Source organism: Type-D symbiont of Plautia stali, from assembly GCF_001485335.1.
Classification (GTDB): Bacteria; Pseudomonadota; Gammaproteobacteria; order Enterobacterales; family Enterobacteriaceae; genus Pantoea; species Pantoea vagans_C.
In genome coordinates, this window is the sequence record NZ_BBOC01000022.1 from 37124 (window position 1) to 50889 (window position 13766).

General features: G+C 53.9%; 11 protein-coding genes. 3 read left to right on the plus strand and 8 right to left on the minus strand.

All coding sequences use genetic code 11. The features are described from left to right. Positions 1-46 precede the first annotated feature (46 nt). Both PSSD_RS09300 and PSSD_RS09305 read left to right on the plus strand, forming a co-directional pair. A complete protein-coding gene (locus PSSD_RS09300; protein WP_058970896.1) occupies positions 47-1384 on the plus strand; it encodes an MFS transporter in 1338 nt (445 codons plus the stop codon). Next, positions 1381-2424 (plus strand): cyclase family protein, encoded by a 1044-nt coding sequence (locus tag PSSD_RS09305; protein ID WP_058970899.1) that lies wholly within the window; start codon positions 1381-1383, stop codon positions 2422-2424. The genes PSSD_RS09300 and PSSD_RS09305 overlap by 4 nt, the downstream gene beginning before the upstream one ends. Positions 2425-2500: 76 nt before the next feature. Here the strand turns inward: PSSD_RS09305 and yacL are convergent, their stop codons facing one another. The 8 genes from yacL to PSSD_RS09345 all read right to left on the minus strand — a co-directional run bounded on the left by yacL (position 2501) and on the right by PSSD_RS09345 (position 12534). Further along, positions 2501-2863, minus strand: coding sequence for a protein YacL (yacL, locus tag PSSD_RS09310; protein WP_039331304.1), 363 nt, complete (start codon positions 2861-2863; stop codon positions 2501-2503). 113 nt (positions 2864-2976) lie between these two features. Next, entirely contained in the window at positions 2977-3912 is a 936-nt protein-coding gene (locus tag PSSD_RS09315) for a Csu type fimbrial protein (RefSeq protein ID WP_058970902.1), read from the minus strand. Then, complete coding sequence (locus PSSD_RS09320) at positions 3909-6275, minus strand: fimbria/pilus outer membrane usher protein (RefSeq protein WP_058970905.1); 2367 nt, start codon at positions 6273-6275, stop codon at positions 3909-3911. Before PSSD_RS09320 ends, PSSD_RS09315 begins: the two co-directional genes overlap by 4 nt. Then, positions 6272-7036, minus strand: coding sequence for a fimbrial biogenesis chaperone (locus PSSD_RS09325; protein WP_058970908.1), 765 nt, complete (start codon positions 7034-7036; stop codon positions 6272-6274). Before PSSD_RS09325 ends, PSSD_RS09320 begins: the two co-directional genes overlap by 4 nt. 3 nt (positions 7037-7039) lie before the next feature. After that, positions 7040-7552, minus strand: coding sequence for a Csu type fimbrial protein (locus PSSD_RS09330; RefSeq protein WP_058970911.1), 513 nt, complete (start codon positions 7550-7552; stop codon positions 7040-7042). A gap of 13 nt (positions 7553-7565) precedes the next feature. Continuing rightward, a complete protein-coding gene (locus PSSD_RS09335; RefSeq protein ID WP_058970913.1) occupies positions 7566-8108 on the minus strand; it encodes a Csu type fimbrial protein in 543 nt (180 codons plus the stop codon). Between the two features lie 595 nt (positions 8109-8703). Continuing rightward, entirely contained in the window at positions 8704-11301 is a 2598-nt protein-coding gene (gene acnB, locus PSSD_RS09340; RefSeq protein ID WP_058970916.1) for a bifunctional aconitate hydratase 2/2-methylisocitrate dehydratase, read from the minus strand. A 237-nt stretch (positions 11302-11538) separates the two neighbouring features. Beyond that, on the minus strand, positions 11539-12534 hold the full coding sequence (locus PSSD_RS09345) for an aldo/keto reductase (RefSeq protein WP_058970920.1): 996 nt from the start codon (positions 12532-12534) through the stop codon (positions 11539-11541). Positions 12535-12632: 98 nt separating this feature from the next. Here PSSD_RS09345 and PSSD_RS09350 point away from each other — a divergent pair, with 98 nt between their 5' ends. Then, complete coding sequence (locus PSSD_RS09350) at positions 12633-13541, plus strand: LysR family transcriptional regulator (protein ID WP_058970922.1); 909 nt, start codon at positions 12633-12635, stop codon at positions 13539-13541. The last annotated feature ends 225 nt before the right edge of the window (positions 13542-13766 follow it).

The following is a 13766-nucleotide window of genomic DNA, read 5'->3' on the forward strand; positions in this document are numbered from 1 at the left end:
GATGCGGCGTTTCCCCTACAGAAAATAAAAAACAATTGGAGGCGACATGTCGCTGAATTCCAATGGATCACCTGCTGCAATTCAGGCAAGTAAAGCGAAAGGGAAATTTCGTTTCGTCATTCTCACGGTGCTGTCCGTCGGCATCGCCATTAACTATATCGATCGCGCCGCCATGAGTGTCGCCATGCCGTTTATGAGCCAGGAGTTGCACTTCTCGCCCACTGACAGCGGCTTGTTACTCTCGGCGTTTTTCTGGAGCTATGTGCTGTTCCAACTGCCCGGCGGCTGGTTAGTCGATAAGCTGGGGCCCCGCATCACTTTTGCAGTCAGCAGTCTCGGGTGGGGTTTAGCCACCGCGGCTTGCGGCCTTGCCAGTTCGATTGCGGCGCTGGTGGGTTTCCGGTTTGTGCTGGGCGCAGTGGAAGCCCCCAGCTATCCCGCCAGCTCCTCAACGGTGACGCGTTGGTTCCCGCGTCAGGAGCGCAGCTTTGCCGCTGCCACCTTTAACAACGGCAGTAAAATCGGCGGCACGCTGGCGATTCCGATCATCTCCTTCCTGATTGCCCTGGTCGGCTGGCGCATGACGTTTGTCATTTCGGGCGTGGTGGCGGTAGTTTGGGCGCTGGCCTGGTACCTGTGGTATCGCGATCCGCGCGATCATAAAACCGTTTCACGTGAAGAAGTCGAATTCATTGAAGCGAATCAGGATCCGCAAACCGGTGAGCCGATGAGCGTGCGACAGTTGCTGGGCCAGCGCGCCGTGCAGGCGATGATGGCGGGCTTCTTCTGCATCAACTTTGTCTCTTACTTCTTCTTCACCTGGTTCCCCACCTATTTAGTGGAAACCTTCCATCTGTCACTGATGAAGTTTGGCTTACTGGGCATGCTGCCAGGACTGGCGGCGATTGTCGGCGGCTGGTGCGGCGGGTTGCTATCCGATTCCCTGGTGCGTCGCGGTTATTCCCTCAGCGTGGCCCGCAAGATCCCCTTGGTGGGCGGCATGCTGGGCAGCGCCACCATCGGCCTGGCGGCGTTTTCACCGACTGTGGGATTAGCGCTGGCGGCACTCTGTTTTGCGAATTTCGCCGCCACCTTTGCCTCCGCAGCCTTGTGGGCGCTGCCTTCTGATGTCGCGCCGAACCGCGCTAACGTGGCAACCATTGGCGGTATTCAGAACATGGCCGCCAATCTGGCAGGCATCATTTCGCCGGTGATGATCGGCGTGATCATGCAGTACACCCACTCCTTTGTCATCCCGCTGGAAATTGCCGGTGTGATCGGCGTGGTCGGTGCATTGATTTATGCCTTCTGGTTACCGCGTGTGCAGCCGATGGGCATGGACACCGCTACCGCACTGGATGGAAATTTAAGGAGAGAAGTATGAATCCTCGCTGGAAGCAACGCCCGGCACACTCGACTTGGGGAGATTTTGGCCCGGACGATCAGCTGGGTCGGCTGAATCTGCTGACCTCACAGAAGGTGCTGGAAGGGGTGAAGGAAGTCAAAACCGGACAGACTTTCTGCCTGAGTTTGCCGCTTGATTTACCGGGTGGGACGGCGATGAATCCACGTCGCCCACCACCGCAACTCAATGCCACGCGACGCGGCGAGCACGCCAACATGACCTATCCGCTATCGCGTGATAATCCGTTGCTCACTGATGTGATCTGCGATGATACCGTGACCCTGGCGCTGCAATACTCGACCCAGTGGGACAGCCTGGCGCACATGGGGCAGTGGTTTGACGTTAACGGCAACGGTGAGCCGGAGATGGTGTTCTACAACGGCTATAAGGCAAATGTGGATATCGTCGGTGAAACCGATTATCGCGGCGGCTGCGGCTGCGATCACGGCAGTCATTTAGGGGCCAGGAAACTCGGCATTGAGAATGTGGCGCAGCACGGCATGCAGGGCCGTGCGGTGATGATTGATATCAAGCGCCATTTCGGTACTGAGCGGTTTGCCTTTGGCTATCAGCATCTGCAACAGATTCTGCAAGCGGATGATATTGACGTCCGTCCTGGTGATATGGTCTGTTTCCGCACCGGCATGGATGAAGCAATTCTGGCCATGCAGGGTGAGCCAGATATGACCTTCCTCAACAGCCATTTTGCCGGACTGGATGGCAGTGATGAACAACTGCGCAATTGGGTGGTGGAGAGTGGTGTGGTGGCATTAATTGCCGATAACCCGGCGGTAGAAATTTTACCGGCGCGCCCGATGAACGATGATTTTTATCCGTCTCATCCACTGCATGATTTGTGCCTGTTTCGTTTAGGCGTATATCTCGGCGAGCTGATGTTGCTAAGCCCGCTGGCCGACTGGCTGGCACAGCATCAGCGCCATGCGTTTCTGCTTACGGCACCGCCGCTGCGTTTACCTGGCGCGGTAGGATCGCCCGCCACGCCGATTGCCACGGTGTAACCCCATCAACCAGGTCGCCATAAATGCCGCCCCTACAAAATCGACGTAGGGTTGCCATTTATGGCGACCTAACCCTTTATTTGCCCGCCATAAATTGCCGATATGCCGCGATCACCGCGAGGAAATCTTCCACCCCGCAAAAGGAGAGGCTCTCTTCGTCGTAATAAGTCATCCCTTCTTCGATACCGTCATCTTCCAGCGCCAGCTGATTGGCGCGGATCATCACCTCTTCCTCATCCAGCCAGATCGTGTACTCGTGTCCAACACGCTGCCACTGGTTGATGGTGCCCTTCACCTCGCGAGCCGCGACCTCGACCTCATCCAACAGGGCCAAATTATCTTTCACTTCTTCGTTGAACCAGTGCCCCACCGCTTCGTGGTCCATCGACATACGGACTTTGACCTGACCCGTCAAATCACGCAGAAATTCATACTCCATGGGGTTCGCCTCGTGTAGCTAATGGCGCAACATACAGCACCGAATAAGTGCATTTTGTGCGTAGCGCGCTGAATAAAGTGGGATCACGCTCGCATTATGCCAGAAGCTACCGCTCAATAGGTGACGGTGACCGTCACAGTATCGCTATAACTGCCCGCAGGCTGGTTGGTCTGATCCGGATTTACCTTGGCGGTGTAATTGATACTTTGCGTTGCTCCCGTGCCGGTTTCGCTCAAGTCATTACTGGCGGTCCAGGCTGAGCCATCAGGCTGATAAAGCTGATATTGTAACAGCGAGGTGCCATTGATCATTTGTCGCCAGTCACCGCTGGTGGCATTACTGCTGGCAAGATTGACGCTGTAGGCGGCATTCAAGGTGCAGCGTATGCCCAGTGTCGAGGAGATCGTGCCAAAACTGGCTGGCAGTGAGGCACTGCCAAAATCCACATCGGGCGCGCTGTCGATGGCACAATCGTTGGTGACTTCAAACTGTAGCTGGATCGTCGAAACCGCCGTGCCCGTGGTGTAAGAACATATCCCCAAGACGCCGACAAAACAGATACTGTAGTTCCAGGTGATTGTCAGTGTGTCGGTGTAGGTTCCCGCAGGCACATTGGTGCCAGTGGTGGTTTTTAAGTAGAGTGGCAGTGTGCCGTCGCTGGCATTGAACAATCCCAGCAGTCCCAGCAATGAAGTCGAACTCCAGGTTTTGCTACTGCCAATGCTGTAGACCGTACTACAGCCACTGTCACCGCAAATGCTGTAGGGCACATAACTGCCCGTGCTGCTGTTATAAAAACGTGGCGTGGTTCCCGATGCATTGGCTGAACGGGTCATGGTGCCTGTCACCGTATTGGTGCTGAGAAGTGAAAGCGCACTGCCCGAACAGGTGAAGCCGGTGCCGGTTTCCACCACCTGAGCGGTGCTGGCCAGCGTAAACGAACTCAGACTGCCAAAGTCCGTGCTGCTGGAACTGGCAGTGCACGCTGCCCACAGCGAACCGCTCCAGCCTGCCAGCAGTACCACCAGGCTAATCAGTATCCTTTTCATTGCTGCCTCTCCTGTTTATCACGCATCGCACATACCAGCGGTCCAACGAGGTACTGGGCTTGCTTACCGTCCAGTACTAAAGGGTGACGGCACTGGCCTCCCGGGAGCGAAACCGCGATATCACTGTGCTCCGGCACATCGTCAAACCACGCCTGACCGCCATAGCCCATCTGCGTGGTTTGACCGCTGTGAATTTCCGTCACCAGGGTGCCGGGGGGTAAAGGATGATATTGGCCATCGACCAACGTCAGTAGCAGCGGCCGGGTTTTGCGTAGCGGGAAATTCACCAGTGCACCACTGGCCTCTCGCACCGCCACCCGTTGCTCCACTTGGGGTGTATTAATATCCGCCGGTAAATTCAGGGGATCGATAGTCAGTTTGGCGGGATACCATGCGCTCACCCACGGCACCAAAATGTGGCCTCCGCTGTCTGTCTCACCCAATAGCTGATTTTCATAACGCACAGGCACGCCGCTGTAACCCGAGGTGCTGACCACGATAAAGGCATCATTGATTTTGCTACTGGCAAACAAGGCGTTATCCATCCACACCAAGGCGCCACTGGCATCAAACCATTGGCTACGATCGCCGGATGATCCATAGATCCCGCCACTTAAAACGGTATAGCGATTCTTCCAGGTCAGATCGGCCTGACGATAGCCATCATTATTAGGGGACGCCGCCAGATTCCAGCCCACTCCACCCGCTGCGGGCGCGGCGCGGCTATAACTCATTGTCTGTGTCGTCTCGCCGTCGCTATCGCGTTGGCTGGAGAGCGAGAGCGATCCAGACTGATCAAAAGGAATGAGCAACTGGATTTGCGCAGCCATTCCCCGATCCCCCAGAGTCTTATTCAGTGTCAGATGCAGGCTGCTGTTCGCCCACAAGCCATGGCTCCAGGAGAGATTGGCTAACCGGGTACGGGTACCATCATGCGCGGTGATATCAAAATAGCCCACGCCAAAGGTGCCCGCCCAACGACCAAAAGGGGCCATGCTGAGGGTGGCTTGTTCAGCACGGCGGCTCAGCGTGGCACTGGTGTGATAGACCGACAGATCGCTAAACCCCGCAGTGCGTTGTACATGGCTGACACTGAGGCTGAAGCTGGGTGCATACCAAGAGTAACCGGCGGAATATTGCTGCCCGCTCTGCCCGGATTGAGACTGACTGGCGCTTAGCGAAAGTGTGCCTAAACGTGCAACGGCCATATCCGCACCCGCGCCCATACGCGCCAGGCCGCCACGGCCCTCACCTTGCAGCGCTAACGTCAGATGATCATTAAAGCCATAGCGATAAAACCCGCTGACCGCCGCTGCGTCATAATCCGCACTGCGTATGCCGTAGTTTTGCCGCAACGCCCCCGCACTGAAATCAAAATCACTCAATCCGCTGCGCAAAAGTTGATTCGAGACATAAAACGGAATGCTGGTCTCGACCTGCCGCCCTAAAGCGTCCGTGGTCACCAGCGTGGCTTCACCCGCACCGTTGATATAGGGCGTACTGGTGAGTGTCCAGGGACCGGCATTCAGGCTGTTGCTGCTGGCTTTGTAGCCATTAATAAACACGTCCACACTGCCGGGTACGGCTGCGGTGCCCGACCAGTTCAGCATCGGATAGGTCACCAGGTCGGGACGCACCGCAAAACTGCGGCTGATACGCAGGCCACCTAATCGCACCGAATTGCTCCAGCTGAGCGAGTTGCTGATCACATCGCCCATCTGATAACTCACCATGCGATCAACATCACTGTATTTCCAGGTGGTGTCGTAACGCAGATAGCCCTCACGGCTATCGCTTTCACCTTTCGACTGCCAGTCTTGTCGCCAGGTGCCGGTATTGGAGAGATAGCCCGAAGCCGAAAACACACGCTGCTCCAGCCAGACCGCGCTATAGCCGCTGCTTTGCGCGCTTTTTACGCTGTAAGCGTCGTAATTGAGCAGCATTCCGGGGGAACTGATCGCCTGGAATGCCGCATTTTTCTGCTCGCCGAGCATTTGCCGGGGTAACCAACTGTCCGGCACCTGCAACTGCAATATCTGATGCACGCTGTCATAGCGGGCAGTGATCTGCGCCAGAGCACTCACATCCTGCATGCCGCTGGCGGTGTCGGCTAACCGGATGTGATTGCGCCTCAGTACTGCCGCATCCAACAGATAGTGCGTACCCTGCACCGTCACTGGTACCACGCTGCCGTCATTACGACCATTGACACTCAGCGTCAGCCACAGCATGTATTCCGTCGGCGCACTCTGTAACGCACGTGGCGGAGGCAAACCATCGTAAACTTCCGCGTTTACCTCCATCACGCCGCACAACAGCAGGCCAGGCAGCAGCGCCAGCCTTCGCGTTGGCGCTGAAATCATTGGCTGATGGCTACCGCTGGGCCATTATCGGTGAGTTTGGTATACAGCGAGATCCCCATTGGCACCGTTTTCCCCGGCGGCAGTGGGAACTGCATACTCTGCCCCGCTAGCACATAGCCGAGAAAACCTTTTGCCAGCGTGAACGACGCTTTATTGATATCCGCATCGCGGCCCCAAAATACCTGGCTCAAACGTGCATGCACTTTGCCGGTGTTGCGAATGCGCAGCAGGGTTTTACCTTGCACAGTGATCACCTGCCAGCTTAGCTTTGGCTGACTTGCCGAGGCGGGATCGCGACGAATATCACTGCGTGTCTGGGTCCAGACGCCTTGGCTATCGAGAAACAGAGGCAGTACATATCGCATCTGCAAACGTAGGCCTGCGCTGTTTTTCACCACAGGAACATTCGCATCTGGGATCTCATCCAGAATGATACGGTAGGCTTTTTCACCCTCAACTGGCGCTGGGCCAGTGCGAATTAAGCGCACCAGTTGTCGCTGCTGCGGCGGCACAGTGGCAAACGGTGGACTGGCGATTACGTCACTTTGATCGGCGTAGCGGTCTCGATAATCCTGTTGTTGCCAACTTAACAAACGAATTTGCAAACGCACCGGCTGGCTTCCCCGATTCTCCAGCCACAAGGCACTGCCATGTTGGTCGGCTTCAATGACCTGAAAAATCGGCCAGACTAACACCGAGCTTGCTGCATGGGACACACAACTCTGTAACGCCAGCAACGCGATAACGATCAGTTTTTTCATGATTCAGTAGGTCAAGGTGACAGTTACGGTATCGCTGTAAGTGCCAGAAGCGGGCAAGCCCGACGTGGCAAACAGGCGTCCATAAATGGTGTAAGTTTGTGTGCTATCAGGAAACGACGACACGCTATACGCCAGCGCATCGCTGCCCCAAACCGTGGTGTGTGCTGCATCTTGATACAGTTGATAAGCCAGAGTGGCGCTGCCATTGCTCAGGTAACGTGAACTGGCACTGCCGCCATGTTCGCCGTAGTCCAAAGCCAGCGTAATGGCAGTGCCTGGCGTGCAGGTCACCACTATCGACCCCGCCCCGCTGCTGCTTGCCACATCAACAGGCGTGCTGATGGTAGACATAGCACCGAAATCCAGCGTTCCAAAGTCTGCACTGGCGCTGCTATTGCTGCCAAAAGCGCAGCCGCTGGTGATGGCAGCCATCACCTGGAAACTATCAGTGGTGCTGCTGGCAAAGCAGGGCCACGAGCTTAATAACCAGACGCATGCGATAAGGTGCCGTTCCATGGCGCTCGCCGTGTTACCAGGCTAACGTCGCCGTGACCGTATCAACATAGGTGCCGGAAGCCGGTGAAGTGGTGCTTTGGTCCGAAGGCAAAATGCGGCCGTAAATCGGCACATCCTGTTCGGTACCGTCGGCAGTTAATGACACGCTGCCGTTCACAGCAATTTCAGTGCTGCGCGAGGCGTCAGAATAGAGGCGATAAGGAATTAGCGTGGTGCCTGATGTCATATTACGTAGGGTACTGCTGCCGTTGAGGCCACCATCCAGCGTTAATGTCGGAGATAATCCACTGGTACAGGTGACCGTCACGCTGCTGCTGCCGTCAGACCCTAATACGCTGCCATCAATAATATTGGCGAGGTCGGCGTAGGTGCCAAAATTAATCGAGCCCCAGTTGTTGGTTGACCCACTGGAGTCATTATTCCCGACGGTACAACCGTCGCTAATCACCACTTGAATCCCCACCTGGCCCGTGAGCGTTCCGGCGGCACTGGCCGCCAGGGGTGTTGTTAATATCGTCGCGATAGAAAGTGCATAGATGGCGGTTTTGAATTCCATTTTGACCCCACACAATGACAGCATTGTTGTTGAGCCCACGATATCTGGAAACAATTAGATAATCTTAAACATGACCCAATCGCGACAGATCAAGCTTTAAACAAGTATTAAGATTTTATCATTTGATATCGGGACGTTATGCAAGTGAAGCGCGCATAAGCGAAACGGCCGCTATCACTTTTTTTAAACATAACCGTGTGATGAAAAATAAGATAGCGAGGAGATAGGAATATTCTTAAAACGCATTTATACCCTTAATTTGATATTATCCATGGCATTTAATCTGCGCTAAATCGATTTTAAGTAGCATTTTTCTTTGTTAATTCGATTCATTAAAAAAAAGCCCTTTGAACCCAACCAATAAAACTTAACGATAAACAAGCAATATCCTGAATTAAAACTGCTTGTATTGATAAATCATAACGGAAATGACGAAACCAATTAATGAAATAACACAATGAAACTAATCATGATGAGTTATTATTAATCATTCGAAAAAGTATGATGAAATTGACGTTTTCGGAAAATTATCCAGAAAAGAACCAATAAAAAAGGGACGATTCACATCGCCCCTTTTTCTCATTCCTGCCGCCGATTAAACTGCAGTCTGGAAGATCACACCATCAGCTTTCTCAGTGTACTGACCGAGTTGGTCAAAGTTGAGGTAGCGGTAGGTATCAGCCGCCGTCTTATCAACCTGCACCATGAACTGCTGGTATTCGTCTGGCGTTGGCAGTTTGCCGAGCAGTGAAGCCACTGCCGCCAGTTCTGCTGACGCCAGGAAGACGTTCGCGCCGGTACCCAAACGGTTCGGGAAGTTACGGGTTGAGGTGGAAACCACCGTTGCACCGTCTTTAACGCGCGCCTGGTTACCCATGCACAGTGAACAACCTGGGATTTCGATACGCGCACCACTTTTACCAAAGACGCTGTAGTAGCCCTCTTCAGTCAGCTGTGCGGCATCCATCTTGGTTGGCGGCGCAACCCACAGGCGAGTTGGCAACTGACCTTTGTGCGCATCCAGCAGTTTACCTGCTGCACGGAAGTGACCGATGTTGGTCATGCAAGAACCGATAAACACTTCATCGATCTTCTCACCCTGCACATCAGACAACCAGCGCGCATCATCTGGGTCGTTCGGCGCACATAGAATTGGCTCTTTGATTTCTGCCAGATCGATCTCGATCACCGCAGCGTATTCCGCATCCGCATCGCCTTCCAGCAATTGCGGGTCCGCCAACCATTTCTGCATGCCTTCAACGCGGCGCTCTAGCGTACGACGATCGCCGTAACCTTCAGAGATCATCCACTTCAGCAGCACGATATTTGAGTTCAGATACTCAATAATCGGCTCCTGATCCAGCTTGATGGTACAACCTGCAGCAGAACGCTCTGCAGACGCATCGGTCAGTTCGAATGCCTGCTCAACTTTGAGTTTTGGCAGACCTTCAATTTCCAGCACGCGGCCAGAGAAGATGTTTTTCTTCCCTTTCTTCTCAACGGTCAGTAAGCCCGCTTTAATCGCATACAGTGGGATTGCATGCACCAAATCACGCAGAGTGATACCCGGTTGCATTTCACCCTTAAAGCGCACCAGTACGGACTCAGGCATATCCAGTGGCATCACGCCGGTGGCAGCAGCAAACGCCACCAGACCTGAACCCGCCGGGAAGGAGATACCGATTGGGAAACGGGTATGTGAGTCACCACCGGTACCAACGGTATCTGGCAGCAACATACGGTTCAGCCAGCTGTGGATAACGCCATCGCCCGGACGCAGCGAAACACCACCACGGTTCATGATGAAGTCAGGCAGCGTATGGTGAGTGGTCACATCCACTGGCTTAGGATAAGCGGCGGTATGGCAGAATGACTGCATCACCAGATCAGAAGAGAAGCCCAGGCACGCCAGGTCTTTCAGTTCATCACGGGTCATTGGACCGGTGGTATCCTGAGAACCCACCGAGGTCATTTTCGGCTCGCAGTAAGCGCCAGGACGAATCCCTTCTACGCCGCACGCACGGCCAACCATTTTCTGCGCCAGCGAGTAACCGCGGGTGCTTTCCGCCACATCTTTGGCTTTTACAAACACATCGCTGTGCGGCAGACCCAGAGACTCACGCGCTTTGGTGGTCAGGCCACGGCCGATGATCAGGGGAATACGGCCACCGGCACGCACTTCATCCAGCAGAACTTCGGTCTTCAGCTCGAAGCTCGCCAGTAGTTCGTTGGTTTCGTGATTGCGCACTTCACCCTTGTACGGGTAAACGTCAATCACATCGCCCATTTCCAGACGATCAACGTCGACTTCGATCGGCAGCGCGCCAGCATCTTCCATGGTGTTGAAGAAGATGGGTGCAATTTTACCGCCGAGACACAGACCGCCGCCTTTTTTGTTTGGCACGTACGGAATGTCATCGCCCATGAACCACAACACCGAGTTGGTCGCGGATTTACGGGAAGAACCGGTGCCGACCACGTCACCGACGTACGTCAGCGGGAAGCCTTTTTTCTGCAATGCTTCGATCTGTTTGATCGGCCCAATGTTACCAGCATCGTCGGGTTCGATACCTTCACGGGCGTTTTTCAACATCGCCAGTGCGTGCAGTGGAATATCCGGGCGAGACCATGCATCCGGTGCCGGAGAGAGGTCATCGGTGTTGGTTTCGCCGGTCACTTTAAACACGGTGGTGGTGATTTTTTCTGCCAGCTTAGGACGCTTAAGGAACCACTCTGCATCAGCCCATGACTGGATGATTTTTTTCGCATGTGGGTTGCCTGCTTTGGCTTTCTCTTCGACGTCGTAGAAGTTATCGAACATCAGCAGCGTGTGGGACAGGGCTTCTGCGGCAATTGGGGCCAGCGCTTCGTCATCCAGTGCTTCAATCAACGCATGGATGTTATAGCCGCCTTGCATGGTACCCAGCAGTTCAACTGCTTTTTCACGAGTTACCAGAGGAGAGAGGGCTTCGCCCTTAACTACTGCGGCCAGGAATCCGGCTTTGACATACGCCGCTTCATCAACACCTGGCGGGACACGGTTGACCAATAAGTCGGTCAGGAATTCTTCTTCACCCGCTGGCGGGTTTTTCAGCAGTTCAACCAGCGCGGCCATTTGGGATGCATCTAACGGCTTAGGTACGATTCCCTGGGCAGCACGCTCGGCAACGTGCTTACGGTATTCTTCTAGCACGACGTTCTCCTCGCTCTCATTGTATAGCTTTCCGGTGCACCCCTTGAGCTGTCAAACAGTAGGGTGAGGTGCCCGGTTCCGCGTCGGCCAGCATAGCAGCATTTCGGCTGATTGTTAATCTGTTTACAAAAAAGCAACATCCGCGCGTTAATTAGCAGATTTATCTGGCTGTTGAGCGGGATCACATAAAAAAAGCAGGCAACCGGTGCCTGCTTTTGATCAGTGCAGAGAGAAAGATTAGCGATCGACCATGCTGAATTCGTTGGCGGTGTAGCGCTCGCCTTGAATATTTTTCGCATCAAACAGCGCATCCAGCGCCGTGATATCCGTTGCTTGCAACACCAATGACGCCGCAGCACAGTTTTGTTCCAGGTTGACAATTTTGCTGGCACCTGGAATCGGCACAATATCATCACCTTTCGCCAGTACCCATGCCAGCGCCAACTGTGCCGCCGTAGCGTCATAACCTGCAGCCATCTCTGATAACTGGTTCACCAACTTTTGGTTATGTGCCTGTGCATCCTGCTGGAAACGCGGTAATCCGCGACGAAAATCATTCTCTGCCAACGTGGCTGCGGCCGGGAATTTTCCGGTGAGGAAGCCACGACCCAGCGGGCTATAAGGTACAAATCCAATATTGAGTTCACGGCAGGTGGCGAGGATCTCTTCTTCCGGATCGCGTGTCCACAGCGAATATTCACTCTGCAAAGCCGAAATAGGATGCACTGACTGTGCCCGACGCAACGTGGCAGAGGAGACTTCGGACAATCCGAGATATTTCACTTTGCCTTCCCGCACCAGGTCGGCCATCACACCGACAACGTCTTCAATCGGCACGGCGGGATCAATACGGTGCTGGTACAGCAGTTCAATGGTTTCAACTCCGAGTCGCTGTAACGATCCTTCCACTGCACGGCGAATATGCGCCGGTTGGCTGTTTGCTCCGGTAATGCGCTCCCAGCCCTCTCCCTGCTCAGTAATGCGAAAACCAAATTTGGTCGCCACTTTAATATCGTGACGTCCCTTAATCGCTTTCGCCAGCAGTGTCTCATTGGTGAAAGGACCGTAAACTTCTGCGGTATCGAGGAAATTCACCCCCAGCTCAAACGCCCTTGCCAGTGTATCCAGCGCTTGTTTTTCATCATTTTGCCCATAGGCGAAACTCATGCCCATGCAGCCCAAACCCAGTGCTGAAACTTTTAATCCCTGATTGCCCAATTGACGCTGTTGCATTGTTCCATCCTCTTTGCTTTCGGTGTTAATGTTATAAACCTCAGTAATCACCACAACAATTGCGCTAATTTCGTTGATTTAGTGAGTAAAACTCAGCAATGAATAAATACCCAGCCACCCTGCAGGAACTGGAGATGTTTGCCGCAATTGCGCAGCATCTCAGCTTTCGCAAAGCCGCCGAGGAGCGCAACGTCACGCCCTCCAGCTTGAGCCATGCCATGCGCCATTTTGAAGCGCGCCTGGGCGTTCGCTTACTCACGCGCACCACGCGCAAAGTCGCGCTGACGACAGCAGGTGAGCGCTTTTTGCTGCGCATTCAGCCCGCGTTAGCCGATTTGTCGCAGGCGGTGGATGAGTTGAATAACTGGCGTGAAGAACCGGGCGGGATACTGCGTATCAGTATGCCGCGATCAGCAGAAGCGCTGTTCTTCCCGTCTTTGATACTGCCGTTTGTGCAACGCTATCCCGAGATTACGCTGGAGATCGACAGCAATGACGCGTTGGTCGATATCGTGGAAGCGGGCTTTGATGCCGGTGTACGCTATGGTGATGTGCTGGCGCAGGACATGATCGCCGTGCCCTTTGGCCACCCCATGCGCGCGCTGGCCGTCGCCAGCCCGGATTTCCTTGCTCAGCATGGCATCCCCCAATCCCCTGCCGAGTTATTACACTTCCCCTGCATTGAGCGACGCTTTCCCAGCGGGCGGCGTTATCGTTGGGAATTTTGGCAGGACGGCCGTAAACAGGAAGTCGCGGTAAAAGGCTCGCTGGTACTGGACAATAATGATCGCATTCTACAGGCAGCACAGGCTGGATTGGGCATCGCCTTTCTGCATCAGGATGCCGTCAATAATGCGCTGGCGAGTGGAGAGTTAACTGAGATTCTCGCTGAATATACGCAAGTTGAAGAGGGATTCTGGCTTTACTACCCCAGCAGGAAATATATTTCAGCGCCACTCAGGCATTTTATCGACTGGATAAAAAATAACGAAAACATATTAAGGTAAATATTTAAAAAACAAATAACAGAAACTACTAACAATGAAGTAATAAATTAAAAATAAACAAAATGGATGCGTGAAATATAAATAAAATCGCGTAGACTGCCTGCGGGCGCTTGAGGCAATCTGCCTTAAGCTTAGTGAATTTGAGGTAGGTTGTGGAGAGTTTGCTCGCAGAGTCAATGTTAATTAACCCTGCGAGCGAGCCGACTACCCTACACCTGAGAAATG

What these genes read in the sequence shown, in the direction of transcription:
- PSSD_RS09300 (WP_058970896.1), top strand. Translation starts at nt 47, where the DNA reads ATGTCGCTGAATTCCAATGGATCACCTGCTGCAATTCAGGCAAGTAAA.
- PSSD_RS09305 (WP_058970899.1), top strand. Translation starts at nt 1,381, where the DNA reads ATGAATCCTCGCTGGAAGCAACGCCCGGCACACTCGACTTGGGGAGAT.
- yacL (WP_039331304.1), bottom strand. Translation starts at nt 2,863, where the DNA reads ATGGAGTATGAATTTCTGCGTGATTTGACGGGTCAGGTCAAAGTCCGT.
- PSSD_RS09315 (WP_058970902.1), bottom strand. Translation starts at nt 3,912, where the DNA reads ATGAAAAGGATACTGATTAGCCTGGTGGTACTGCTGGCAGGCTGGAGC.
- PSSD_RS09320 (WP_058970905.1), bottom strand. Translation starts at nt 6,275, where the DNA reads ATGATTTCAGCGCCAACGCGAAGGCTGGCGCTGCTGCCTGGCCTGCTG.
- PSSD_RS09325 (WP_058970908.1), bottom strand. Translation starts at nt 7,036, where the DNA reads ATGAAAAAACTGATCGTTATCGCGTTGCTGGCGTTACAGAGTTGTGTG.
- PSSD_RS09330 (WP_058970911.1), bottom strand. Translation starts at nt 7,552, where the DNA reads ATGGAACGGCACCTTATCGCATGCGTCTGGTTATTAAGCTCGTGGCCC.
- PSSD_RS09335 (WP_058970913.1), bottom strand. Translation starts at nt 8,108, where the DNA reads ATGGAATTCAAAACCGCCATCTATGCACTTTCTATCGCGACGATATTA.
- PSSD_RS09345 (WP_058970920.1), bottom strand. Translation starts at nt 12,534, where the DNA reads ATGCAACAGCGTCAATTGGGCAATCAGGGATTAAAAGTTTCAGCACTG.
- PSSD_RS09350 (WP_058970922.1), top strand. Translation starts at nt 12,633, where the DNA reads ATGAATAAATACCCAGCCACCCTGCAGGAACTGGAGATGTTTGCCGCA.